We start from the raw sequence: 24,227 nt of genomic DNA, 5'->3' as shown, positions 1-24,227 counted from the left end.
GCCCCGAGGATCAGGCTGACACGGTGTCGGACGCGTCCGACAGGGCGGTTCGCGACAGGACCAGCTCGTCAGCGGGAATGCGGCGCGGCCACGCGTTTGCCACCGGCGCGTTCGGCGCCGTCCGGTTCGAGCACCGGCCACTGGGGCAAGGGACGCCGCGCCACCTCGGCCGCGGCGGCATCGTCCATGCCCAGGGCTCGCAGCACGACCGTGGCGACGGCGACGTCGTGGCGCGGGGGGGCTTCGCCGGACGCCACGCGCCGCATGGCCTGGGTGCAAACCCCATGCAGGACGTCCAGTGCGACGGCTTCGGTCGGCGCCTTCAGCCGCTTCTGCTTCACTGCCAGGCGCAGGTCGGCGAGCGGATAGCGTTCGATCGCCTGCACCAGGGTCGGGTTGGCCCCGGCCACGTCCAGCAGCAACAGCGCCCAGGCCGGACTTTCCGCGGCCAGCTGGACGTAGCGCCGCTGGCCGATCGCCACCCGCTCGGCGCCGTCGGCGACCTCGGCGCTGCTCTCGCCGATCGCGCGGCACAGGCTCTGCGCCAGCACGACGGCCACGCGCTCGAGCAGCGCCTCCTTCGACTCGAAGTGGTTGTAGACCGTGCCGGCCGTCATGCCGGCGACTTGGGCGACCTCCTGGATGGTCGCGGCCGCCACGCCCCGGGCACCGAACACCTGGACCGCCGCGCGCACCAGCGCGTGCTGCGTCCGCTCCCGCTTGCCTCCGCCCGTGGTGGCCGCCCCGAAGGCGGCCGCCAGCGCGGCCGGCAGCGGCGGAAGCCCCTGGTGGCTGATGACATCGGACATGTTTCTACTTACAATTTGATTTTTGCCACTGTGTTCAATTTTAGACGGGGTGACGAAATCATGGGGAAATGGATCAAGCGGGTCGCTCTGGCCCTCGGTGTGTTGCTGGTGCTGGCCGCGGCCGGCGTCGCCACCGGCCTGCAGCTGGCCGAACGCAAGATGGCCCGCAAGGTGGACGTCACGGTCCAGCCGGTCGCACTGGCCAGCGACGCCGCGTCACTGCAGCGCGGCAAGTACCTGTTCTCCTCGCGCGGCTGCGCGGAATGCCACGGGCCCAATGGCGCCGGGCGCGTGTTCGTCGACAACGGGAAGGACCTGCGCCTGAAGGCGCCCAACATCACCGCCGGCACCGGCGGCGTAGTGGCCAGCTACCAGCCCGCGGACTGGGTGCGCACCATCCGCCACGGCGTCACGCCGGCCGGCCGGGCGGTGATGATCATGCCCAGCGAGGACTACAACCGGCTGACGGACGCCGACCTCGGCTCGCTGGTGGCGTACGTGAAGAGCCTGCCGCCCGCCCCGGGTACCGGCGCGGAAGTGGTGCTGCCGTTGCCGGCCCGGGTGCTGTACGGTTTCGGCGCCATCCAGGACGCCGCCGCAAAGATCGACCACAGCCTGCCACCCGCGGCCGCGGTGCCCGAGGGCGTGACCGTGCAGCACGGCGCCTACGTGGCCAACATGTGCCTGGGTTGCCACAACCCGCAGCTCACCGGCGGCCGCATCCCCGGTGGCCCGCCGGACTGGCCGCCGGCGGCCAACCTCACGCCCGTGGCCGATTCCGGCATGAAGGCGTACGCGCAGCCGGAAGCCCTGATGAAGATGTTCAAGTCCGGCCAGCGGGCCGACGGCAGCAAGATCCAGGTGATGCCGTTCGACTCGCTGCGTGAGCTGAGCGAGACCGACGTCCGCGCCTTGCACATGTACCTGCGCACCCTGGCGGCGCGGCCGCGGGGTTGAGTGCCCTGCCGGGATCGCATCGCCCGATGCCATCCCGGTGACTCAGTTTCAGGCGGCGCGCCCGGAAGCGACGTCCGCGCAACCGTCGATCCACTCAGGCGAACCGCTCCCGCGCCAGCGCCGCTCCCTTCGCGAGCGCCTCCAGCTTCTTCCTGGCGATCTCGCGGTCCATGGGCGCCATGCCGCAGTTGGTGCAGGGGAACAGGCGATCGCGCGCGACGAACTGCAGCGCGCGTCCGATCGTGTCGGCAACCTCTTCGGGTGTTTCGACCACGTCGCTGGCGACGTCGATCACGCCCACCATCACGTCCTTGCCCTTCAGCAGCGCCATCATGTCCGGCGGCACGTGCGAGTGGTAGCACTCCAGGCTCACCTGGTCGATGCTGCTGGCGGCCAGGGCGGGAAACACCTGCTCGTACTGGCGCCATTCCTCGCCCAGCGTCTTCTTCCACTGGTTGTTGGCCTCGATGCCGTAGCCATAGCAGATGTGCACGGCGGTCGTGCAGGTCAGTCCCTGCGCTGCGCGCTCCAGCGCCTTCACGCCCCAGTCGGCGGCATCCTTCATGTAGACGTTGAAGGCCGGTTCGTCGAACTGGACGATGTCCACCCCGTCGGCCTGCAGCGCCAGCGCTTCCTGGTTCAGGAGCTCCGCGAAGGCGAAGGCCATCTTGACCTTGTCGCCGTAGTACTGGTCGGCCACGGTGTCCACGATGGTCATGGGGCCGGGCATGGTGAACTTCAGCTTCTTCCTGGTGTGCGCGCGCGCCAGCCGCGCCTCCGCGGCGTGCACGCGCCCCTTCAGCTTCAGCGGCCCCACCACCTGCGGCACCATCGCCTTGTAGCGGTCCGCGCGGATGCCCATCTCCACCTTGTGCGCGAAGTCGATCCCCTCGACCTGCTCGAGGAAGCCGTGCACGAAGTGCTGCCGCGACTGCTCGCCGTCGGTGACGATGTCCAGCCCGGCGTCCTCCTGCTGCTTGATCCACAGCAGCGTGGCATCCGCCTTGGCCTGCTGCAGCGCGTCGCCCTCGGCCATCCAGCGCGGCCAGAGCTTGTTGGTTTCGGCCAGCCACCCGGGCTTGGGCAGGCTGCCGGCGATCGTCGTGGGGAACATGGTTGTCGCCTCCTGGATTGATGAATGCTTTGGACTGCCTATGATGACAGTCCCAAAACAAGCAGAGCCTACGCGACATGCGCGAACTCCCGGACCCCGAGAACGCCAAACCCAGCGTGCTCGTCATCGACGATGACGAGGCCGTCGCGTGGGCGATCGCCGCCCGGCTCGGCAGGGATTTCCGCGTGGTCGGCCTCAACGACCCGGGCCAGGCCGTGCTGCGCACGCTCGAAGACCACCCGGACGTCATCCTGTGCGACATCAACATGCCGGGCATGCAGGGGGACGAGGTCGCGTTCGCACTGTCGCAGGATCCGCGCACGGCGCGCGTTCCGCTGATCTACCTCACCGCGCTGGTGGGGCCGGACGAGGCGCCGGACCTGGAAGGCGTGTTCGGCGACTTCCTGACGATCTCCAAGAGCGCCAGCACCGAAGAACTGCGCGACGTGGTCGCCGCCGCGCTCGGCCTGCCCCGCCACTGATCAGCGCGGCTGCAGTCCGGCGGCCGCGGCCAGCAGCTCGTAGGAGCGCCGTTGCGCCGCGGGGTCCCAGGTCCACGTGATCACCACCAGCTCGTCGAGCTCGAGTTCTTCGGCCAGCGCCCGCAGCCGCTCCAGCACCTGTTCGCCCGTGCCCACCATCGCCTTGCGCCGCAGTCCCTGCCGGTAGGCCTCCTCGGCCGGGCTGTAGTCGCGCACCGCCTCGTCCGGCGGCAGCAGCGGCCCGAAGCGGCCGGTCTGGCGGTCCACGCGGGCGCGCTCGCGGCTCGCGAACAGGCGCCAGGCCTCTTCCTCGGAGTCGGCTGCGAGCGCCCACACGCAAAGGGTGGCCTGCGGCAGCGCGACCAGCCCCGGCTGGAACATGTGCCGATACAGCTGCAGCGCCTCGGCACAGCCTTCGCCATCGGTGATGAAGTGGGCGAAGGCGTACGGCATTCCGTAATGCGCCGCGAGCTGCGCGCCATAGCCCGAACTGCCCAGCATCCACAGCTGCGGCTGCGTCTCGGCGCGCGGCAGCGCCTGGATGCCGTGGCCGGCATGGCCATCGGGCAGGGGCGCGCCGCTCACCCAGGCGTGCAGCTCCCGGACCTGCTGCGGGAACAGCTCCGCCGATCGCGGGTCGGGATTGAGCAGCCGGGCGGTGCGGTGGTCGCTGCCGGGTGCGCGGCCCACGCCCAGGTCGATGCGGCCGGGCGCCAGCGCGTCCAGCACGCGGAACTGCTCGGCGACCTTGAAGGGCGAATAGTGCGGCAGCATGACGCCCGCGCTGCCGATGCGGATGTGCGCGGTGCGCGCGGCGATGGCCGCCATCAGGATCTCGGGCGCCGTGCCGACGATGGTGGGCAGGCTGTGGTGCTCGCTCACCCAGAAGCGCTCGTACCCGAGGCGTTCGCAGTGTTCGGCCAGGGCGACGGTGTTGCGGATGGAGGCGTCCTGGCCGCGGCCGACGCCGGCGACGGACTGGTCCAGGACGAAGAGGCGCAGGGGCATGCGCCATTGTCGCCGCGCGTTCCTTCACGCGCGGCGACAGGGCCTATTCCCTCGCGGGGAAGGAGTTCAGGCCAGCGCCTCGTTCCACTCGTGGAACGTGCACTTGCCGACGACGCCGTTCAGCATGAAGGGGTCGTCGCGCGCGAACTCCTCCGCGGCGGCGCGGGAGGTGAACACGCCGAGGGCGCCCACCGGCGGCGCGCCATAGGGCCCCGCCATCAGCAGCAGGCCGCGGCCGTGGAACTCGCGCAGCCGCGCCTGGTGCGCGCCCATGTTGGCGGGCACCTTGCTCATTCCGTCTTCGGACAGCTCGTAGAACATCAGGACTTTCATGCGCGACAGGATACCCCTGCCCTGCTACGCTGCAAGCATGCCCATCCGCATCGTCCAACTGGGTTCGCCGCGCGCGCCAAGCGAGGGCCTGCGCCTCGGCACCGTGCGCCGTCCGCCCCGCGGCGTGCCGAAGGAGGAATTCGCCAAGCGCGATTACTACGACGTCTGGCTGCCCAACCTGGCGCCGAGCGCCGAGCTGATGGCCGAGGGCCGCGCGGCGGAAGACGCGAAGGCGTGGGCGGCCTTCAGCCGCAAGTACCAGGCGGAGATGAAGCAGCCCGATGCGAGCCACCTGCTGGACGCGCTGGCGGCCCTGTCGCACCAGACTTCGTTCGCGGTCGGCTGCTACTGCGAGAACGAACAGCGCTGCCACCGCTCGCTGCTGCGCGAACTGCTCGCGCAGCGCGGCGCCGACGTCAAGTCGTAGGCGGCGGGCGCCCGCAGGCGCCCCACCCTCCGCTCAGATCCCGAGCAGCTTCTTCGCCTCGGTGAGGTCCTTCATCGACTCGGCGTGCTTGCCGGCCTTGTGGTAGTCCTCGCCGCTCTTGCGCAACTGGGTCACCTTCTCGGCCACGTCCTTGGACAGCGCGGGCTTGGTCGCCAGCTTGGCGTCGATCTGCTTCATCTCGTTGGGGCAGTTGGTCGCCCATGCCGCGCCGGCCAGGGCCAGGCCGGCAACCAGGATCAGGGATGCACGCATGGAGGGTCTCCTTGGGAGGGGAAGGTCCAAGGTAGCGGCACCGCTCGCGCAGCGTCTGCGTGTTTTCCCGCAGGAATCGACGCGCACCCGGCTCCGGTTGCGACATCCGTGTCCAGACGTCACCCGCTGCGCGACGTTGCCGGTTCTTGCGCCACCGGCGCCAGCTCCGCCCCGCACATGCGGCAGTACGCCGCGTCCGGTGCATGGCCGGCGGCACCGCAGCGCGCACACTGGCGCGGCAGGCCGGGCGGCGGAGCATTCAGCTGGTGGCGCACGGTCATCTCCGCCGTGACGATGCCCGTGGGCACCGCCAGCGTGCCCCAGCCGATCAGCATGATGACCGAGGCGATGAAGCGGCCCAGGTCGGTCTTGGGCGTGATGTCGCCGAAGCCCACCGTGGTGATCGTGGTGATCGCCCAGTACACCGAAGTCGGGATGTCCTTGAAGCCGTGCTCCGGCCCTTCCACCACGTACAGCAGGGTGCCGAGGATCAGCACCACCATCAGCACGGCCGACAGGAACACCAGGATCTTGCGCCGGCTGGCCGCCAGCGCCTCGCCCAGCATCTGGTATTCCACGACGTAGTCGGTCAGCTTGAAGATCCGGAAGATCCGCAGCAGCCGCAGGATCCGCACGTCGATCAGCGCGTGCATCCCGGGGAAGAAGAAGGCGAGATACGTCGGCAGCACCGAGAGCAAATCGACGATGCCGAAGAAGGAGGTCGCGTAGCGCAGTTGCCGTTGCACGCTCACGAGCCGCGCAAGGTATTCGATGGTGAACAACACGGTGAAGAACCACTCGGCCGCATCGAAGACCCGGCGGTAGCGCGCGTTCAGGGCCGGCACGCTGTCCAGCACCACCACCGCCACGCTGACCAGGATCGCCAGCACGATCACCTTGTCGAACAGCCGACCCTCCGCCGTCTCCGACTCGAAGATCACCTCGTGCATGCGGCGCCGCCACGGCTCCGCCGGCTTGCCCAGTTCCGATTCGTTGCCGGGAATCATGCGCGCGCCTTCAGGCGGCGGCCTGGCGGAACTGCGCCCAGGCCTGCGGCGTCGGCGTGGTGCCGGCGCCGGGCTGCGCGGGGCGGCGGAAGAAGCCGTCGACCACTTCCGCCGGCTCGGTGAAGCAGTCCTTGATCCAGGGGATGTACTCCAGCACCTGCACCGCCGGGTGTGCGTACGCGAGGTGCACGTGCACCTGGCTCATGTCGCCGGCATGCGGCGCCACCGGCAGCCGCCAGCTGTGGGCCGCCTCGCAGACGCGCAGCACCTCGGTGAGGCCGCCCATGCGCGTGACGTCCGGCTGCACCCAGTGGATCGCCTGCTGCTGGAAGAATTCGGCGAAGGCGTCCTGCGTGTAGAGCTGCTCGCCCAGCGCCACCGGGATGCGGGTGGCGCGCGCCAGCTGCGCATGGCCCTTGACGTCGTCGTACCAGAGCGGCTCCTCGAACCAGTACACGTCCTGCGGCTCGGCGCCGCGGCAAAAGCGCAGGCAGGTGGCCAGGTCCCACTTGCCGTTGCCGTCCACGGCCAGCGTGACGTCCGGACCGATTGCGGCGCGCACCGCCGCCAGCCGCCGCAGGTCGCGCTCCACCGTGGAGCCGACCTTGATCTTGATGCTGCTGAAGCCCTGCTCCACCGCCCGGCGCGCACCGCGCACCAGCTCCTCGTCGCCGATCGAGAGCCAGCCGATGTCGGTGTTGTAGGCGCGGACCTTGTCGCGCACCGCGCCGCCCAGCAGCTGCCACAAGGGCAAGCCCTGCGCCTTGGCCTTGAGGTCCCACAGGGCGACGTCGATCGCCGCCTGCGACAGCGTGGTGATGCCGGCGCGGCCGATCCATTGCAGCGCCGGATTGCGCGCGAGCTTCAGCCACAGCGCCTGCACCTCGCGCGGATCCTCGCCGAGCAGCAGCGGTGCGTGGCAGGTGGCGATGCAGCGCGTGATCAGCTGGTCGCCCGGCAGGTGCGCGTGCGTGCCGGTGAAGCCGTAGCCGGACAACCCGTCGTCGGTGTCGATGCGCGCGCCGACCACGCCCCAATGCGTGATGCTGTGCGTGCTGTCCGCGATCTGCGAGCCCGTGACGGGCACGTGCAGGATGAAGGGTTCGACGCGGGTGATCTTCAAGGCGGCCTCCGGTTGGGTTCCGGCCGCCATCGTAGCCGCACCGCTACAGCCGGTTGTGGATCGCCGTCGCCGCGATCGCCGCGTGGCCGGCGGCGACGCTGATCTGGTTCAGGTCCATCGCCACGTCGCCCGCCACGTAGAGGCCCTCGATCGTCGTCTGCTGGTGCCGGTCGACTTCGAGCTGGCCATCCTCGCACGCGCGCGCGCCGAGCGCGGTGGCGAGCTCGCAAGCGTGGTGCAGCCCGAGGGCGGGATAGAGCATGTCGAATTCCAGCTGGCGGCCGTCCTGCAACTGCACGCGCACGCCGACGCCGTCGACGCCGCAGTCGATGCGGTGCGGCGGGCTGTCGGCGATGCGCACGCCGGCGGCCCGCAGCTGCGCGAGGTCCGCCGCGCCCACCTCCTCCTGCGTGGCCATCGACAGCCAGGTGATCTCGTTACCCCAGTTGGCGAGGAACAGCGATTCGCGCAGGCCATGGCCCGCTCGCCCGAGCACGGCCACGCGCCGCCCCTCGGTCTCGTACCCGTCGCAGATCGGGCAGTAGCGGACCTGCCCGGCCCGCGTCGCTTCGACCACCCCTTCGATCTCGGGCTCGACGTCGCGTGCGCCGGTGGCCAGCAGCAGGAAGCGCGCATGCCAGGCACGGTCGCCGGCTTCGGCCCGGAAGCTGCCGTCGGGCAGGCGCTGCACCCGGTCGATGCGCGCAGCTTCCATGGGCACGTGGTAGCGCGCCGCCTGCGCGCGCAGGCGTGCCAGCAGCTCCGGCCCTTCAATGCCGTCCGGAAATCCCGGCACGTTGCGCGTCCGGGGGATCAGCTTGAGGCGGCTGCCATCGTCGTCGACCACCAGCGCGCGGCGCTTGTAGCGGCCCATGTACACGGCCGCCGTGAGGCCGGCGACGCCGCCGCCCACGATCAGGCAATCCAGGAGTTCATCGTTCATGCGGTCTCACGCGGCCCACGGGACCTGCCTGGTCACCATCAGCCAGAAGATCAGGAGGAAGGCGATGAAGGCGCCGAGCCCCATCGCGGTCCACCAGAGGAACAGGCGGTCGTACGCCGCGGGAAGGGGAGCGCAGGCGTGTTCGGCGGCATCGGCCACCTTGCGCATGCGGATCTGCAGCACCACCACCGGCAGCCACAGCGCGATCGCCACGGCGTACAAACCCAGCGACCAGGCCACCCAGGGCGTGGAATACGGCAGTCCCATCCTGTGCACGAGGGCGACACCGGTGACCGGCTGCAGCACCGCGGTCGGCGTGGTCAGCAGCCAGTCCGCCAGCACCACGTTGCGCGTGCTGCCCGCCACGCCGCCGATGCGCCGCCGCAGGTAGGAAACGAACAGGTGGAAGGCCGAGCCCACGCCGGCGCCGAACAGGATGGTGGACGACAGGATGTGCACCCACTTGAGCACGAGGTAGTCCATCAGTCCGCGCCCGCCCTGCGCGCCGGGGGCTCCAGCGCCCAGAGCAGCGCGATCAGCGCCAGCAGGGGAAGGTTTTTCGAGACCGGCCCGTAGGGGTGCAGCCAGTACTCGGGAAGGAACAGGGTGACCAGCACGGTGTAGCCGGCGACCAGGGCCAGCTGCGCCAGCCACACGGGCCTGCGCCAGCGCGCCGGCGCCGCGAGCGTGAGCACGCCCAGCGCGAGATCGAGCAGCGCGGCGCCATGCAACGCCAAGGTCGCGAGCGCGCCGTGCAGCCCGACGCGCGCGAGCAGCCCGTAACTGTCCTGCACCGGATAGAGCCCGAAGGAAACGAACGCGGTCCAGATCCAGAGGAAGGCCAGCGCCGCGCGCAGCACGGGATGCCAGAAATCCAGCACGGCCTCGCGCCGCTGCGCCTCGCGCCCGGGGCCGATGAAGTCGCGCGGCGCGCGCGGCTCCCGCTCCAGCAGCCGGGGCAGCGCATTGGACCCGGTGGCATTGCCGGCCAGCAGCATGTCCGCCGTCTCGGCGTCGAGCATGCTGCCCGGCAGGTGTCCGGCCACGACAGCGCCGGTACGGAACAGGGCCGGCGGCACGGGAACGATCCGTGGCCGTCCCGGCTCGCCGAGCGCCTCGCGCAACTGCGCCAGGTAGTCTCGCAGCTCCATCGGCCGGGGCCCGGCGAAGTGCAGCGTCGCGATGTGTTCCGGCGGCGACTCCAGCAGTCGCACGATGCCAGCCACGACGTCGTCGACGTGCACCGGCTGCACCGCCATGCGGCCGCCGTCCGGGAAGGGCAGCAGCGGCGCGACGGCGAGCTTGTTGAACAGGGCCGTGCTCGACCCGCCGGGGCCGTACACCAGGGAGGGCTGCACCACCGCGCCCTGCATCGGCAGCGAACGCAGGACGTCGTCCGCCGACTTCTTGCTGCGGTGATAGGCCGAGCGCGCGTGGTCGTCCGCGCCCAGTGCCGAGACCTGCACCACGATGGGAACGCCGGCCTGGGCGCAGGCATGGAACAACTCGCCCGGTGCGTCCGTGTGCAGCGCGCGGAACGACTGGCCAGCCTGCTCGCGCAGGATGCCCACGGCGTTGACCACCGCGTCGATGCCCGCCAGACGCGGCAGCCACCAGTCGCGCGTGGGCACCGTCGCGAGGTCGGCCTGCACGACCGCTCCGCCGTCCGGCCCCGGACGGCGCAGCACGGGCACGACCTGGTGGCCGCGGGCGAGAAGGGCTTGGGCGATCGCACGGCCAATGAAGCCGCTGGCACCGGTGAGCAGGACATGCATGGGTGAGGCCCAGTCTAGCGACGCTTCGCCGCGCGGGGTGACGGACAGTTACCCTTTGAGAGCGTGAGGCCCGCGGCTGGGCAGGCCTGCCTAGACTCCGTGGATGATCACGTGGAAACAAGCGTTTCGCGAGGGCCTGGTCTCGGGCAGCCTCGCCAGTCTCCTGTCCGCAGCCTGGCTGGTGCTCGCGGGCGATCGGCTCGACAGGCCGGCGGCGCCGCTCAATGCGGTGAGCCACTGGATGTTCGGACATCGTGCCTTGCAGCAGGACGAACCCTCGTTCCGGTACACGGCAACCGGCTACCTGATCCACCACGCATGCTCCGTGTTCTGGGCCGTGCTGCATGCCAGGGTGTGGGGCGCCCGGCCGGAGGCCAAGCAGCCCCTGCCGGCGATCGCGGGCGCCGTTGCGACCGCCGCGGTCGCGAGCCTGGTCGACTACCAGCTCACGCCGAAGCGGCTCACGCCCGGCTTCGAGCACCGGCTGGGACGGCCCCAGATGCTGAACGTGTATGCGTGCTTTGCGCTGGGCCTGGCGATCGGCAGCGTGCTGATGAAGAAGCGCTGAGCTTCAGAAGCTGCCGGCCTCGACGCGGTCGCGCGCGTTTTCGAGCGCATGGCTCACCGCGTCGCCCAGCTGCGCGATGTCGAACGGCTTGCGCAGGATGGGGGGACGGCCGGCGAGACGCTCGACCGCCGCCATGTCGGCATAGCCGGTGGCCAGGATCACGGGAACGTCGCCCACCAGCTTGCGCGCCTCCGAGATCACTTCCGCGCCGGTCATGTCCGGCATGGCGTAGTCCACCACCAGCAGGTCCGGCTTGATCGAGGCGAGCTGCGTCAGCGCCTCGGTGCCGTTGCCCGCCTCCGTGACCTTGTAGCCGATCAGGCTGAGGCATTCGACGATCACGCGGCGCACGTCGGGATCGTCCTCGATCACCATGATGTGGCAGGCGCCCGCCAGTGCGGGCACGGCGGGCTGCTGCCGCGCCGCTCCCGCTTCTTCGGCTTCGGCATCGGCTTCGGGGAATAGCATGTCCACCGTCGTGCCCTTGCCTTCCTCGCTGCGGATGCGTGCGAGGCCGCCAGACTGGCGGGCGAACCCGTAGACCTGGCTCAGGCCGAGGCCGGTGCCGCTGCCGACCGGCTTGGTCGTGAAGAAGGGATCGAAGACCTTGGGCAGCACGTTGGGCGGAATGCCGCTGCCCGAGTCCGACACGGTCACCAGCACGTAGTCCCCCTCGCGCAGGTCGCGGTCGGCGTCGAGGAAGCGGGTGCCGGTGCAGATCGTCAGCTTGCCACCTTCCGGCATCGCGTCGCGCGAATTCACCGCCAGGTTGAGGATGGCCATCTCCAGCTGGCTGGCGTCCAGCATGACGGTGGCGTCCTCCTCGCACAGGTCCAGCACGACCTCGACGCCCGAACCCACCGAGATCTCCAGCAGGTCCTTCATGCCGAGGATCAGCTGGTTCACGCGCGTCAGCCTGGGCATCAGCGACTGGCTGCGGGCGAAGGACAGTAGCTGGTTGGTCAGGCGCGCGCCCCGGCGCGCCGCGCTCTTCGCCCGGTCCACCACCGGCTTGACCTTCTCCTCCTTCGCGTAGAGGGAGACCAGTTCCAGGTTCATGTTGACCACGTGCAGCAGGTTGTTGAAGTCGTGGGCGATGCCGCCGGTGAGGCGGCCGATCGCTTCCATCTTCTGCACCTGCGTGAGCGCCGCCTGGGCGCGCTCGCGCTCGTTGATCTCCTTCATCAGGCGGTCGTTGGCGCTGGCCAGCTCCCGCGTGCGCTGCAGGATGCGGTCCTCCAGTTCGCCGTTGAGGCGTTCCAGCTCGCTGCGCGTGCCCTTCAGTTCTTCCAGGTGCTGGCGCGCCGCGTATTGCCGGCGGCGCGCCCGCACGGCGGAATCGGCGGCGCTGCTCAGCGTCTCGGCGTTGAGCGGGCGTTCCAGCAGCACCAGGTTGCCCAGGCTGTGCAGCGAATGGAAGTCCTTGTCGGCGCGCCGGCCCTCGCGCTTGGTGGCGAGCACCACGAACGGGAAGTCGGACCAGGGCGGCTGCTTGCGCAGCCAGTCCAGCAGGTGCTGGTCCGCTAGCAGCTGGGGCAGCGCTTCCTCGGTCAGGATCACCGACGCGGCGCCCTCTTCCAGCGCCGCCATCAGGTCCTGCTCGCTCGCACACACCAGCGACTCGATGCGCTGGCGGGCCAGCACGCTCTGGACCACGGACGCATCGCGGCCCCGGGGCGCATGGATCAGGACGCGGAGTTCCATGTCAGCGTGTCCGGGGAGCGGGGTCGTCCAGCAGAGGCAGCTTTCCGTGGTAGGCGGGGATGCCGGCCAGCACGCCCTCGAAGTCGGTCAGCTCCTGCCCCACTTCCAGGCCCCGCGGTCCCATGCGGAATTCGCGGATGGTCTGCTCGTGGCGGCTCGTTCGGCTTTTCACCATGGACACGGCCTTGAGCAGGTGACCTCGCGCCTCGAAGAAGCGGAACATGAGGATGGCGTCCGCCAGGTAGCTCATGTCGACCTCGCTGCGCGTCTCGCCCAGCACCCCGTGCTCCGCGAGGATCAGGATGGTCACGACGTTGCGGTGGTTCAGGTAGGTCAGCAGCTCGTGCATCTGCAGCATGAGGTACTTGCTGCCCGGCATGGCCTGCAGGTAGGCGTTGAGGCTGTCGATCACCACGACCTGGGCCCCCTCCTCCTCCACCGCATTGCGCACCATGTGCGCGAACTCGCCCGGCGAGACTTCCGCCGGATCCAGGGCCACCACCCGAAGCTGGCCCGAAGTCAGATAGGGCTCGATGTCGAGATTCAGCGCGCGGGCCCGGATCACCAGCGTGGAAAGGCCTTCGTCGAACAGGTAGTAGACCGCGCGCTCGCCCCGCCGTAGCGCCGCCAGCACGCAGGCGACGGCGGTCGTGGTCTTTCCCACGCCCGAGGGGCCGTTGAACAAGGTGTTGCTGCCGCAGGGCAGGCCGCCGCCCATCAGCTGGTCGAGCATCGGCACGCCGGTGTCCATGATCCTGTGCTCGGTCAGCAGCCGGTGTTCCGCCGCCACCAGGCGCGGGAACACCGAAAGGCCGCCGGTGTCCAGCACGATGTCGTGGTCCCCGCCGCGGAACTTGATGCCGCGCATCTTCAGCACGCGCATCCGCCGCCGTTCGGGTCCGTACTGGTCGACCGCCTGCTCCAGGTTGATCACGCCATGCGCGATGCTGTGCAGCTGCTGGTCGGTGTCGCGGCTGGAGCGGTCGTCCAGGAGGAGGACGGTGCAGCCCTGGTCGGAAAAGAACTTCTTGAGCGCCAGCACCTGGCGCCGGTAGCGCAGCGGGTCCTGGGCCAGCAGCCGCATCTCGGACAGGCTGTCGAACACCACGCGCTGCGGTCGCAGCCTCTCGACGGCGGCGATCACACCGCGCACCGTTTCACCGAGTTCGACTTGCGACGGATGAAGGATGGACTGTTCCAGCTCCGGGCTCAGGCCTTCGCTGCTCACCAGCTCGAACAGTTCGATGCCGTCCAGGCTCCAGCCGTGCGAAGCCGCGACGGTGTGCAGTTCCGCCGCCGTCTCCGACAGCGTGACGTACAGGCCCTTCTCCTTCCTGCGCACGCCTTCCAGCAGGAAGTGCAGGCCCAGCGTCGTCTTGCCCGAACCCGGGTCTCCCTCGACGAGGTAGACATGGTTGCTGGGAAGGCCGCCGCCCAGGACGTCGTCCAGCCCGGCGATGCCGGTGGAAGCGCGGTCCTGAACGGGAAGTTGGTCGGTGGCTACGTTGCGTCTCATCCAATGCGGCGAGCCGCTGGAACGTTGCGGCTGCGCGGCAATCCTAAAGGTTGCGCAGCGGTCCCCGTGTAGGTTCATTCCGACACGGTGCGTCCGTGGATGGCCTGACTCAACCCTTGGGTTCCGCTTCCTGCAGCGTGCGCCACATCACCTTGCCGCTGCCGCTCTTGGGCAGGGCGTCGACGAACTGGACGATGCGCGGCACCTTGTACACCGCCATGTTCTCGCGGCACCAGTCCACGATCTCCTGTTCGGTCACCTTGCCCTTGTGCGTGGGGCGCACCACCACCACGGCCTTGACGGTCTCGCCGCGGTAGCTGTCGCGCGTGGAAACGACGCAGGCCTCCTGGATGGCGGGATGGCGGAACATCAGCGCCTCCACCTCGGCGGGCCACACCTTGAAGCCCGAAGCGTTGATCATGCGCTTGAGGCGGTCGGTGAGGAAGAAGTAGCCGTCGGCGTCCATGCGTCCAAGATCCCCGGAGCGGAAGAATCGCTTGCCCTCGAACCGGATGAAGGCGGCCTCGGTCGCTTCCGGGCGCTTCCAGTAGCCGTTGAACACCATGGGGCCGTGGATGATGATCTCGCCCTGTTCCCCCACGGGCAGCTCCAGCAGCGTCTCGGGATCGACGATGCGGGCGTCGCAGCTCATGAACGGGACGCCCAGGCACTGCTGCTTGGGCGCATCCGGCGGGTTGCTGTGCGAGGGCGCCGCCGTCTCGGTCAGGCCGTAGCCTTCCACGTACTTCAGGTCGTACTGCTCCAGCAGGCGCTGGGCGACCGCCTGCGGCATCGCCGCGCCGCCGCCGCCGATGTGGACCAGCGAGGACAGGTCGTAGTTCGCGAAGTTCGGGCTCGCCAGCAGGTCGATGACCATGGTGGGGATGTTGGTCCAGCCGGTGACCTTCCAGTTGGAGATCAGCCAGCCGGCAACGTCGCGGTCCCAGCGGGGCATCATCACCAGCGTCGCGCCGGTGTAGATGTTGGAATGCATCACGCTCACCATGCCGGTGATGTGGAACATGGGCACCACCAGCAGCGTCACCGTTTCCGGCGTGGCATTGCCCCACACGCTGCTGGCCATCGCGTTGTGCATCAGGCTGCTGTGCGGATGCATGCAGCCCTTGGGATGGCCCGTGGTGCCGCTGGTGTAGGGCAGCACCGCCATGTCCTCGGGGCCTGCCTGCAGCTCCGGCAGCGGAAGCGTGTTGTCGATCGCATCCGCCCAGGCGATCACCTGCCCGCCCGGGATCTGGGGCAGCGGATGGCGCGTGAGCAGCCAGTCCTTCCAGGCCTCGGGCATGGGGCCCGCGTTCGGCGCCGCGGGATCGAACGCATCGGTGAACTGCGTGACGACCAGGTGCGCCAGCTGCTGTTCGCGCGGCAGCTGCGCATTGGCCCTGGCGATTTCGGCGGCGAGGTCCCCGGTGGTGATGGCGACCTTTGCGTCCGGGTCGACGATGTAATGCTTCAGCTCCTCGGCGCGGTTCATCGGGTTCACCGGCACCACGACCGCGTTGGCGCGCAGGATGGCGAAGTGGGCGATCAGCAGCTGCGGGCAGTTCTGCATGTCCAGCAACACCCGGTCGCCCTTGCGCACGCCCAGCGCATGCAGGCGGGCCGCCATCCGCTCGGCCAGGCGCTGCACCTCGGCATAAGGGTAGACGCGGCCGAAGAAGACGACGGCGGCCTTGTCCGGATAACGGCGGGCGCTGATCGCCAGGTTGTCCCACAGCGAAGTCGCGGGAATGGTGAGCGAATGCGGCAGGCGCTTGGGCCAGAACTTGTGATGCGGGCGGTCCATGGAAACGTGACTCCTGAAGCCGCGACCTTAAACCCGTCGCCCGGGTGCGCCATGCGGGGAAGCCCCACGACGGTCACGCAGGCGACGCGCAGGCCGCTGGCTATCATCGCGGCCACGAGGAGACAAGCCCATGCCGTTCCGCCACGCCGCAGCCATGCTGCTGCTCGCCTTCGCCGCGGCCGCCCACGCCGCCTATCCCGAAAAGCCCATTCGCCTGGTCATCGGCTTCCCCGCCGGCGGACCGCTGGACCAGCACGCGCGGCTGCTGTCGGAGCGCCTGCAGGCGGTGCTGGGGCAGCCGATCATCATCGACTACAAGGCCGGCGCCGGCGGCACCGTCGGCGCGCAGGAGGTGATGAAGGCCCCGGCGGACGGCTACACGCTGATGCTCGCCAACACCGGCGTGATGGTGATCAACCCGGCCCTGTACGGCAAGCTGCCGTACAGCACGCTGCGCGACTTCACACCCATCGCGCGCACCGCCATGCAACCGCTGGCGCTGCTGGTGAATCCGCAGGTGCCGGTCGCCACGCTCAGGGACTTCGTCGCCTATGCGAAGGCGCGGCCCGGCCAGGTCAACTACGGCTCGGCCGGCAACGGTGGCATCAGCCACCTGGTGCCGGAGATGTTCAAGAACGCGACCGGCCTGTACATGGTCCACATCCCCTACCGCGGCAGCGCGCCGGCCTTCACCGACCTGATGGGCGGACAGGTGCAGTTCATGGCCGAGTCCATCCCGCAGGCGGCGGCGTACCACAAGCAGGGCAAGGTCAAGGCGCTCGCGGTCACCAGCCGCGAACGCAACCCCGCGCTGCCCGACATCCCCACCGTCATGGAAAGCGGCATCCAGGACTTCGACGTGGTGGGCTTCTACGGTTTCCTGGCGCCGGCCAACCTGCCGAAGGACGTCGCCGCGAAACTGAGCGACGCGTTCAGGCAGGTGTTGACGAACCCCGACATCCGCAACCGCATGATCACCCAGGGAGCCGATCCGGCCTTCCTGGGCGCGGACGATTTCGCGAAGTTCCTCGCGGCCGAAATGCCGCGCTGGGCCGATGCGGTGAAGAAGTCCGGCGCGAAGATGGATTGAGGCGGCTCAGCCCGCGGACCGCAGGGCCTCGAGGTCCAGCGGCCACTCGTTGCCCAGCCAGTAGGCGAACTCCGTGTGGTCCTGGATGACGTCGCCGCCGATGCCGTGCACGAACACGTCGAGGCCGTCGCGGTGCGCGTCCAGCCAGGGAATCAGGTGGTCGAACTCCGCGGCGGCAAACGCCAGCTGGCAACTCCAGCGCGGATGCGGGCCCACGTTGCGCTCGTGGACGCGCCCCACCGCCACCTTGAAGAGGCGTCCGGCCTCCTCGCACAGCGCCCGCGCCTGGTCCACCGTCTGCGCGTCGAAGTAGACGTGGGCGTGGTAGGCGGCATGCAGGTTGACGGGTCGGCGTGGCATGCGCGCATTGTGCGCCGGGTGCGCGGCAAAATGGCGCCATGCGCCGACCGATCCCGCTCTCCGCCTTCCTGATCGCCATCGCCCTGTCCTGCTCCAATGCCGCGGCCTTCGACCTGGAGGGCCACCGCGGCGCGCGCGGGCTGGCGCCGGAGAACACGCTGCAGGCGTTCGAACGCGCCCTGGCCATCGGCGTGTCGACGCTGGAGCTCGACATCGGGGTGACGTCCGACGGCGTGCTCGTGATTTCGCATGATCCCTACCTCAACCCCGCGATCGCCCGCGACGCTTCGGGGCAATGGCTGGCCGCGCGCGGGCCCCTGATCAAGGACCTGAGCTACGCCCAGCTGCAGGCCTACGACGTGGGCCGCATCGACCCGGCGTCGCCGTACGCGCGCACCTTCGGCGAGCAGCAGCCCGTCGACGGCACCCGCATCCCCACGCTCGTGCAATTGTTCGAGCGGGTGCGCGCGCTCGGCGCCGACCACGTGCGCTTCAACATCGAGACCAAGCTGTCGCCGCTGCAGCCGCAGGAGACGGTCGCGATGGAAGCGATGACCGACGCGCTGCTGCGCACGATCCGGGACGCGGGCATGACCCGGCGCGTGAGCATCCAGAGCTTCGACTGGCGCAGCCTGCAACGCGTGCAGCAGCGCGAACCGGCCATCCCCACCGTCTACCTCACGGTGCAGACCCGCGGCAACGACAACACGCGCGACGGCGCCTGGACCGCGGGCCTGCGCATCGAGGAGCACGGCGGCAGCGTGCCGCGCATGGTGAAGGCCGCGGGCGGCAAGGTGTGGTCGCCCAACGCCGGTGCGGTGACGCAGGCGCTGGTGAGCGAAGCGCAGGCGCTGGGCCTGGCCGTGATCCCCTGGACCGTCAACGACCCGGCCGACATGGACCGCCTGGTGGGCTGGGGCGTGGATGGCCTCATCACCGACCATCCCGATCGCCTGCGCGCGGTGCTGCAAAAGCGCGGCGTCGCCTTGCCGCCGCAGGTCCTGCCGCGCTAGTGCCCGTGGCGGTGGTGCGCATCCGGGAAATGCGGATGCGTATGCGCCAGGGGCTCGTGGTGGTGCGCATGCGTGTGGCGCGTACCGGGTGGCACCGGCGGCACGTGCGCATGGTCGTGGTGTTCGTCGCCCGCCCCGTGCACGTGTTCATGGACGTGGTCCAGGGTCCCATGGACGTGCCGGTGTTCATGCCGCTCGGTCAGGTGCAGCCAGACACCGAGCGCCATCAGCAAGGCCGCCGCCGCGAGCTGCCAGGTGAGCGGCTCTCCCAGCAGGAGCACGGCCAGCACCGCGCCGAAGAAGGGCGCGACCGAGAAGTAGGCGCCGGTGCGCGCCGTTCCCAGCGACCTCAGCCCCAGCACGAACAGCATCAGGCTCAGGCCATAGCTGAACAGGCCGAGGAGTGCCGCCGCACCCACCGTCGGGAGCGCCGGCCAGTGCGCGCCGAGCGCGAGCGCCAGCACGAGGTTGGTCGCTCCGGCGATCAATCCCTTCACCATCGCGATCCACGACGCGTCCGCCAGCGAGACCTTGCGGGTCAGGTTGTTGTCGACGGCCCAGGCGAGGCAGGCGCCCAGCACCAGCAGCGTGGCACGCCAGGCACCGGCCGCGCCAGCGCTTTCCCCCGGCCAGGCCAACACGACCCCGCCGGCCACGATGGCGGCCATGCCCAGCGCGACCCGCCGGTCCACGTTCTCCCGGAACACGAACCACGCCAGCAGCGCGGTCAGGACCGCCTCCCCATTGAGCAGCAGCGAAGCCTGCGAGGCCGGCATGCCGGCCAGTCCGGCCATCAGCAGCACCGGACCGACGACGCCGCCGGCGAACACCGCGCCCGCGAGCCAGCGCCACTCGCCGGCGGGAAGCCGCTCGGGGGGCGCGCGCCGCAGGCGGCGCAGCACGGCCAGCCCCAGGCCCGATCCCAGGTACAGGAGTGCGGCCAGCAGCCAGGGGCTCACCTGCGCGAGCAGCAGCTTGGCCAGCGGCGCGGCGGCCCCGAACAGCAGCGCGGCGGCGAGGCTCGCGGCCACGCCCGGCTGCAAGCGTGCGGAAGGGGAGAAAGCGTTCATGGCCTGTCGATCCTAGCCTGCGCGGAAGGCCCCTCCCCGCAGGCGACAATCGCAGCTTCATGTCGCTGCACCACCATCATCACGAGCACGACCACGGCCATGGCCACGGTCACGACCACGCGCTGCCGCAGGGTCCCATCCCGCCCGGCTACCGGCGCGTGCTGTGGATCTCGCTGTTCGCCAATGCGCTGATGTTCCTGGTGGAGATCTTCGGCGGCGTGACGTCCGGTTCGGTGTCGCTGCTGGCGGACTCCATCGATTTCTTCGGCGACGCGGCGAACTACGGGCTGTCGCTGGCGGTGCTGGGCATGGGCCTGGCCGCGCGCTCCCGGGCCGCCCTGTTCAAGGCGACAACGATGGTGCTGTTCGGCATCGCGGTGCTGGCGCGCACCGCGTGGTCGGCCTATGCGGGCGCCGCACCGCAGCCCGAGACCATGGGGGTGGTGGGGACCCTGGCGCTGCTGACGAACGTCGGCGTCGCCTTCCTGCTGTACGCCTACCGCGATGGAGACGCCAACATGCGCAGCGTCTGGCTGTGCACGCGCAACGACGCGATCGGCAACATGGCCGTGCTGCTCGCTGCGCTGGGGGTGTTCGGGACGGGGAGCCGCTGGCCGGACCTGCTGGTCGCGGCCGCGATGGCGGGACTGGCGCTATCCGCCGGCCTGAGCGTGGTGCGCCAGGCGCGGCAGGAGTTGCAGGGGGCCTGAGCCCCCAGGTTCAGCGCAGGATGCGGGCGACGATGAAGCCGGCGGCGAAGGCGATGCCCAGCGCAGCCAGCGGGTTGGAACGCACCTGTTCGCGCGCCATGTTGCCGTATTCCTCCTGCATGCCCATCACGCGGTCGGCGGACGTGCCGATCTTCTGCTCCAGGGAGTCCACGGCCTCGTGCAGGGTCTGCGCCACCTTGCGGACGCGGTTGGCCTCGCTGCTGTAGCCGGTGCCGGTGCCCGTGCTGCCGGTGGTGGTCTCGGCGCTGGTGGGGAAGGGGTTCTGGGTCGACGTCTCGGCGTTCATGCTGTTCCTCTCTCGGCGGTCATTGCTGGAAATTGCCGGCGACTTGCCGGCCGAAGCGCTCACTGTAGGAAGCCCAGCGATTCTCAACTGTCGGAGGATGCGCGGCATCCGCTGTAGGACATGTCCTTCGGCCGACAGGGGGTCGCGCCTCCCGTATCATCTAAGCCATGCGCCGCTGGCTGCTCATGGTCATGATTCTGCTGTTGCCCCTGCGGGCTTGGGTGGGGGAAGCCATGGCCGGGCAGATGCAGCAGCAGCAGCAGCAGCATGGTGCCATTGTTTCGGCGATGGCAGGGGATTCGGTACGCGCGGGCGCTGCGCACGCATCGGGCCATGCCCGCGACTCCGCCCATGCCCATCCCGGCAATCACGCCCACGGCCCCGCGCACGACTGCGACCATGCGCAGGCCCACGCGCCGGCCGTGGAGGACGGGGCACCCCTCGGGAACGGCCACACCAATGGCCATGCGGACTGCCCGACCTGCGCCAGCTGCCAGGTGTGCTCGTCCGTCGCGCTCACCTCCATGATCTGGCCTTCCGTGCCCGCTGCCCATTCGCATCCCAAGCCAGAGGCGGCACAGTCCAGCTACGCCAGCGCCGAGCCCGCGCTCGCCTACAAGCCGCCCAGGTCCTGATCTCCAAGCCCGAAGTGCGTCCGCGGCGTTCCCAGCCGCGGCCTCAGCGTTTCCCTGCGGAGAGATCACCGTGAAATTGCATGCCCTGGCGGCCATCGTCGCCGCAACCCTGCCTCTTCTTTCCTGGGCCGACGGCCCCCCGGCGCCAGCCACATCGCCGGCGACCGTGCCGTACCGGTCCGCCTTCGACGGCCTGTCGCGCGGCGTCGAGGAAGGCACCGTGGACTGGAAGGCGGCGAATGCCGAGGTGGCCCGCTTCCCGCGCGGCCACGTCGACCTGCTGAAGTGGGAGCAGGCGCAGCCGGCAAAGGGCGCCAGCCCGGAGCCCGCGTCCGCCGCGGCATCGGGTCCGCCGGAGGCGCCGCCCGCAGCGGCTCCGGCCGCTCCCGCCGTGGCGCCCAACCACCGGCACTGAGGGCGCGTCGCATGCGATTCCTCCTTGCCTGCGCTGCGCTGGCCCTGGCCGGCTGCGCCAGCGTGACCGCACCCGATGCGCTGCGGCGCGACGTCGAGCAGCTCGCGGCCGGCCGTACCGGCGTGCCCGCCATGAATGCGGGGGAGACGCTGCAGCAACTGCTCGCGCGCCAGCCGCTGGAGGCCGACACCGCGGTGCGCATCGCCCTGCTGAACAGCCCCACCCTGGAGGGCAGTTTCGCGGCGCTCGCCATCAGCGACTCCGAGCTCGTGGCCGCCGCGCAGTTGCCCAATCCGCACTTCACGTTCGCGCGGCTGCGCGAAGGCCAGACGCTGGAGCTGGAGCGCATGCTCAGCTTCAACGTGCTGCAGCTCCTCACGCTGCCCTGGCGCGCCCAGTACGCCAGCGAAGCACTGCAGCTGGCGCGGCTGCGTGCGGCGCAGGACGTGATCCGCACCGCGGCCGACACCCGCAAGGCCTGGATCCAGGCCGTCGCCGCGCGCCAGACCGCGCTCTACCTGCGCGACGCACGCGAAGCGGCGGACGCCGGCGCGGAGCTCGCGCGGCGGATGGCGCGCGTGGGCAACTTCAGCCGGCTGCAGCAGGCGCGCGAGCAATCCACCCTGGCCGAGATCGGCGCGCAGCTCGCGCGGGCCGAGCAGGCGGCCGTCGCGGAACGCGAGAAGCTGACGCGGCTGATGGGCCTGGACGGCGCCGATGTGCGGTTCACCCTGCCCGACCGCCTGCCGGAACTGCCCGGGCAGCTCGCCGACGCGGGCGACATCGAAGCGCAGGCCCTGCAGCAGCGGCTGGACGTGCGCACGGCGCGCGACCAGGCGCGCTTCGTCGCCGGTTCGCTCGGCTTCACCCGCGCGACCGGCTTCATCGACGCGCTGACGGTGGGCGGCGTGCACAACACCACCTTCGACGACGCGGCGGGCACCCGCCAGACCAAGAACGGCTTCGAGCTGGAACTGCCGGTGCCGCTGTTCGACTGGGGCCAGGCGCGCACCGCGCGCGCCGAGGCGACCTACCTGCAGTCGGTGGCGCGCGTGCGCGAGGCCGGCGTGCGGGCGCGCAGCGAGGCGCGCGAGGCCTGGCACGGCTGGCGGACCGCGTACGACCTGGCCCGCCACTACCGCGACGAGATCGTGCCGCTGCGCAAGTTCATCCTTGATGAGACGCAGCTGCGCTACAACGGCATGCTCTCCAGCGTGTGGGACCTGCTCGGCGAAGCCCGGGTGCACATCGTCGCGGTCAACGGGGCCATCGCGGCGCAACGCGACTTCTGGCTCGCCGACACCGACCTGCAGACGGCGCTCACGGGCACGTCGCCCGGCGCCCTGGCGATGCCCGCCGCAGCCAGCGGTGGCGCAACCTCCGCCGCACAGGGACACTGAGATGAAGAGACGTGCCTTCTTCGGCAGCGCCGCGATGTCGGCGGTGGCAGCCACCTCGGTCGCCAAGGTGGCGATGGCGGCCCTGCCCGAGCCCGTGACCGTCGACCAGCCCGCCACCGCACCGCCGCTGGTGCCTCCCAACGGCCGCCCGTACGACCCGGTCGTCACCTTGAACGGCTGGACCCTGCCCTGGCGCATGAACAACGGCGTCAAGGAGTTCCACCTGGTCGCCGAGCCGGTGGAACGCGAACTCGCGCCCGGCATGACCGCGCGGCTGTGGGGCTACAACGGCCAGTCGCCCGGCCCGACCATCGAAGTGGTCGAGGGCGACCGCGTGCGCATCTTCGTGACCAACAAGCTGCCGGAACACACGGCGGTGCACTGGCATGGCCAGCGCCTGCCGAACGGCATGGACGGCGTCGGCGGCATCACGCAGCCGCACATCCCGCCCGGCAAGACCTTCGTCTACGAGTTCGAGGCGCGCCGCCCCGGCACCTTCATGTACCACCCGCACGCCGACGAGATGGTGCAGATGGCGATGGGCATGATGGGCACCTGGATCACCCACCCGAAAGGCGCGCACCCGCAGATCGCCCGCGTGGACCGCGACTTCTGCTTCCTGCTGGCGGGCTACGACATCGACCCGGGCAGCGCGACGCCGAAGGTGAACACGATGCTGGACTTCAACCTCTGGACCTTCAACTCGCGCGTGTTCCCGGGCATCGATTCGCTGAACGTGCGGCAGGGCGACAAGGTGCGCATCCGCGTGGGCAACCTCACCATGACCAACCACCCGGTCCACGTGCACGGGCACGAGTTCGTGGTGACGGGAACCGACGGCGGGCCGGTGCCGCGAGCCGCGCGCTGGCCCGAGGTGACCGTGGACGTGGCCGTCGGCCAGATGCGCCAGATGGAGTTCGTCGCGGACGCGGAAGGCGACTGGTCGCTGCATTGCCACAAGAGCCACCACACGATGAACGCCATGGGGCACGCCGTGCCCACCATGATCGGCGTCGACCACCGAGGGCTGGTGCAGAAGCTGCAGAAGATCGTCCCCGACTACATGGTGATGGGCGAGCGCGGCATGGCCGACATGGGCGAGATGCAGATGCCCATCCCGGACAACACGCTGCCCATGATGGGTGGCCGCGGCCCCTTCGGCGCGGCCGAGATGGGCGGCATGTTCACGCTGGTGAAGGTACGGCGCGACCAGAAGCCCGGTGACTATGCCGACCCCGGCTGGTTCCGCCACCCGCAGGGCACGGTGGCGCGCGAGTGGACCGGCGAGTTGCCGGCGCCCGCGCGCCAGTCCGCACCCGCGCCCCGCAAGAAGTCCGTACCGCTGGACGTGCGCAAGCCCGCCGGCCACGGCGAAGACCATTGA

27 protein-coding genes are annotated in these 24,227 nt (G+C 70.1%); 11 read left to right on the top strand and 16 right to left on the bottom strand.

The window, feature by feature from the left end:
• Positions 1-68: 68 nt before the first annotated feature.
• On the bottom strand, positions 69-809 hold the full coding sequence (locus AC1DSA_RS12235; protein WP_477889443.1) for a TetR/AcrR family transcriptional regulator: 741 nt from the start codon (positions 807-809) through the stop codon (positions 69-71).
• Between the two features lie 60 nt (positions 810-869).
• On the opposite strand from AC1DSA_RS12235, the gene AC1DSA_RS12230 reads away from it, so the two are divergent.
• Positions 870-1,766, top strand: a complete 897-nt coding sequence (locus AC1DSA_RS12230; RefSeq protein WP_477889441.1) for a c-type cytochrome — start codon at positions 870-872, stop codon at positions 1,764-1,766.
• Between the two features lie 94 nt (positions 1,767-1,860).
• On the opposite strand, the gene AC1DSA_RS12225 is transcribed toward AC1DSA_RS12230, so the two are convergent.
• Positions 1,861-2,880 (bottom strand): methionine synthase, encoded by a 1,020-nt coding sequence (locus AC1DSA_RS12225; protein ID WP_477889439.1) that lies wholly within the window; start codon positions 2,878-2,880, stop codon positions 1,861-1,863.
• A gap of 77 nt (positions 2,881-2,957) precedes the next feature.
• Between AC1DSA_RS12225 and AC1DSA_RS12220 the strand changes: the two genes are divergently transcribed.
• Positions 2,958-3,362: a response regulator gene (locus AC1DSA_RS12220; protein WP_477889437.1), complete on the top strand. Its 405-nt coding sequence runs from the start codon at positions 2,958-2,960 to the stop codon at positions 3,360-3,362.
• On the opposite strand, the gene AC1DSA_RS12215 is transcribed toward AC1DSA_RS12220, so the two are convergent.
• Together AC1DSA_RS12215 and AC1DSA_RS12210 are read right to left on the bottom strand one after the other, a co-directional pair.
• Positions 3,363-4,364, bottom strand: coding sequence for an LLM class flavin-dependent oxidoreductase (locus tag AC1DSA_RS12215; protein WP_477889579.1), 1,002 nt, complete (start codon positions 4,362-4,364; stop codon positions 3,363-3,365).
• 72 nt (positions 4,365-4,436) lie between these two features.
• Positions 4,437-4,703, bottom strand: a complete 267-nt coding sequence (locus AC1DSA_RS12210; protein ID WP_477889435.1) for a YciI family protein — start codon at positions 4,701-4,703, stop codon at positions 4,437-4,439.
• A gap of 37 nt (positions 4,704-4,740) precedes the next feature.
• On the opposite strand from AC1DSA_RS12210, the gene AC1DSA_RS12205 reads away from it, so the two are divergent.
• Positions 4,741-5,130 carry a DUF488 domain-containing protein gene (locus AC1DSA_RS12205; RefSeq protein WP_477889433.1) on the top strand — a complete coding sequence of 130 codons (390 nt, stop codon included), beginning with the start codon at positions 4,741-4,743 and terminating at the stop codon, positions 5,128-5,130.
• Positions 5,131-5,163: 33 nt separating this feature from the next.
• On the opposite strand, the gene AC1DSA_RS12200 is transcribed toward AC1DSA_RS12205, so the two are convergent.
• From AC1DSA_RS12200 to AC1DSA_RS12175, 6 genes are all read right to left on the bottom strand, one after another.
• Positions 5,164-5,403: a hypothetical protein gene (locus tag AC1DSA_RS12200; protein WP_477889431.1), complete on the bottom strand. Its 240-nt coding sequence runs from the start codon at positions 5,401-5,403 to the stop codon at positions 5,164-5,166.
• A 119-nt stretch (positions 5,404-5,522) separates the two neighbouring features.
• Positions 5,523-6,410, bottom strand: a complete 888-nt coding sequence (locus AC1DSA_RS12195; RefSeq protein ID WP_477889429.1) for an ion transporter — start codon at positions 6,408-6,410, stop codon at positions 5,523-5,525.
• Between the two features lie 10 nt (positions 6,411-6,420).
• Positions 6,421-7,533: a mandelate racemase/muconate lactonizing enzyme family protein gene (locus tag AC1DSA_RS12190; RefSeq protein ID WP_477889427.1), complete on the bottom strand. Its 1,113-nt coding sequence runs from the start codon at positions 7,531-7,533 to the stop codon at positions 6,421-6,423.
• 43 nt (positions 7,534-7,576) lie between these two features.
• Positions 7,577-8,476, bottom strand: a complete 900-nt coding sequence (locus AC1DSA_RS12185) for an NAD(P)/FAD-dependent oxidoreductase (RefSeq protein WP_477889426.1) — start codon at positions 8,474-8,476, stop codon at positions 7,577-7,579.
• 6 nt (positions 8,477-8,482) lie between these two features.
• Entirely contained in the window at positions 8,483-8,959 is a 477-nt protein-coding gene (locus AC1DSA_RS12180; RefSeq protein ID WP_477889424.1) for a DUF2269 family protein, read from the bottom strand.
• Positions 8,959-10,251, bottom strand: coding sequence for an SDR family oxidoreductase (locus tag AC1DSA_RS12175; protein WP_477889422.1), 1,293 nt, complete (start codon positions 10,249-10,251; stop codon positions 8,959-8,961). Before AC1DSA_RS12175 ends, AC1DSA_RS12180 begins: the two co-directional genes overlap by 1 nt.
• Positions 10,252-10,354: 103 nt before the next feature.
• Here AC1DSA_RS12175 and AC1DSA_RS12170 point away from each other — a divergent pair, with 103 nt between their 5' ends.
• A complete protein-coding gene (locus tag AC1DSA_RS12170) occupies positions 10,355-10,819 on the top strand; it encodes a hypothetical protein (protein WP_477889420.1) in 465 nt (154 codons plus the stop codon).
• Positions 10,820-10,822: 3 nt separating this feature from the next.
• Here AC1DSA_RS12170 and AC1DSA_RS12165 read toward each other — a convergent pair whose 3' ends face one another.
• From AC1DSA_RS12165 to AC1DSA_RS12155, 3 genes are all read right to left on the bottom strand, one after another.
• Positions 10,823-12,523, bottom strand: coding sequence for a response regulator (locus tag AC1DSA_RS12165; RefSeq protein WP_477889418.1), 1,701 nt, complete (start codon positions 12,521-12,523; stop codon positions 10,823-10,825).
• 1 nt (position 12,524) lies between these two features.
• Positions 12,525-14,039, bottom strand: a complete 1,515-nt coding sequence (locus AC1DSA_RS12160; RefSeq protein ID WP_477889416.1) for a DUF7125 family protein — start codon at positions 14,037-14,039, stop codon at positions 12,525-12,527.
• Positions 14,040-14,148: 109 nt separating this feature from the next.
• Complete coding sequence (locus AC1DSA_RS12155; RefSeq protein ID WP_477889414.1) at positions 14,149-15,843, bottom strand: long-chain fatty acid--CoA ligase; 1,695 nt, start codon at positions 15,841-15,843, stop codon at positions 14,149-14,151.
• A gap of 130 nt (positions 15,844-15,973) precedes the next feature.
• On the opposite strand from AC1DSA_RS12155, the gene AC1DSA_RS12150 reads away from it, so the two are divergent.
• A complete protein-coding gene (locus AC1DSA_RS12150) occupies positions 15,974-16,933 on the top strand; it encodes a Bug family tripartite tricarboxylate transporter substrate binding protein (protein WP_477889412.1) in 960 nt (319 codons plus the stop codon).
• A 6-nt stretch (positions 16,934-16,939) separates the two neighbouring features.
• Here the strand turns inward: AC1DSA_RS12150 and AC1DSA_RS12145 are convergent, their stop codons facing one another.
• Entirely contained in the window at positions 16,940-17,293 is a 354-nt protein-coding gene (locus AC1DSA_RS12145; RefSeq protein ID WP_477889410.1) for a DOPA 4,5-dioxygenase family protein, read from the bottom strand.
• Between the two features lie 38 nt (positions 17,294-17,331).
• Between AC1DSA_RS12145 and AC1DSA_RS12140 the strand changes: the two genes are divergently transcribed.
• Positions 17,332-18,306: a glycerophosphodiester phosphodiesterase gene (locus AC1DSA_RS12140; RefSeq protein WP_477889408.1), complete on the top strand. Its 975-nt coding sequence runs from the start codon at positions 17,332-17,334 to the stop codon at positions 18,304-18,306.
• Here AC1DSA_RS12140 and AC1DSA_RS12135 read toward each other — a convergent pair.
• Positions 18,303-19,376, bottom strand: a complete 1,074-nt coding sequence (locus AC1DSA_RS12135) for a DMT family transporter (RefSeq protein ID WP_477889406.1) — start codon at positions 19,374-19,376, stop codon at positions 18,303-18,305. The two genes, AC1DSA_RS12140 and AC1DSA_RS12135, sit on opposite strands and share 4 nt — an antisense overlap.
• Positions 19,377-19,435: 59 nt before the next feature.
• Between AC1DSA_RS12135 and AC1DSA_RS12130 the strand changes: the two genes are divergently transcribed.
• Positions 19,436-20,086 (top strand): cation efflux transmembrane domain-containing protein, encoded by a 651-nt coding sequence (locus tag AC1DSA_RS12130; protein ID WP_477889404.1) that lies wholly within the window; start codon positions 19,436-19,438, stop codon positions 20,084-20,086.
• A gap of 10 nt (positions 20,087-20,096) precedes the next feature.
• Here the strand turns inward: AC1DSA_RS12130 and AC1DSA_RS12125 are convergent, their stop codons facing one another.
• The gene (locus tag AC1DSA_RS12125; protein WP_477889402.1) at positions 20,097-20,393 is read right to left on the bottom strand and encodes a hypothetical protein; all 297 of its coding nucleotides are present in this window, start codon (positions 20,391-20,393) and stop codon (positions 20,097-20,099) included.
• Between the two features lie 167 nt (positions 20,394-20,560).
• On the opposite strand from AC1DSA_RS12125, the gene AC1DSA_RS12120 reads away from it, so the two are divergent.
• The 4 genes from AC1DSA_RS12120 to AC1DSA_RS12105 all read left to right on the top strand — a co-directional run bounded on the left by AC1DSA_RS12120 (position 20,561) and on the right by AC1DSA_RS12105 (position 24,227).
• Entirely contained in the window at positions 20,561-21,028 is a 468-nt protein-coding gene (locus tag AC1DSA_RS12120; protein WP_477889400.1) for a hypothetical protein, read from the top strand.
• Between the two features lie 70 nt (positions 21,029-21,098).
• Complete coding sequence (locus tag AC1DSA_RS12115; RefSeq protein ID WP_477889398.1) at positions 21,099-21,443, top strand: hypothetical protein; 345 nt, start codon at positions 21,099-21,101, stop codon at positions 21,441-21,443.
• Positions 21,444-21,454: 11 nt separating this feature from the next.
• Complete coding sequence (locus tag AC1DSA_RS12110; RefSeq protein ID WP_477889396.1) at positions 21,455-22,843, top strand: TolC family protein; 1,389 nt, start codon at positions 21,455-21,457, stop codon at positions 22,841-22,843.
• Between the two features lies 1 nt (position 22,844).
• Positions 22,845-24,227, top strand: coding sequence for a multicopper oxidase family protein (locus tag AC1DSA_RS12105; protein WP_477889394.1), 1,383 nt, complete (start codon positions 22,845-22,847; stop codon positions 24,225-24,227).

It is taken from the genome of Ramlibacter sp. P4_H7, from assembly GCF_056400765.1.
The sequence above is the reverse complement of the archived record's forward strand: the minus strand, read 5'-3'. Positions and strand labels throughout refer to the sequence as shown.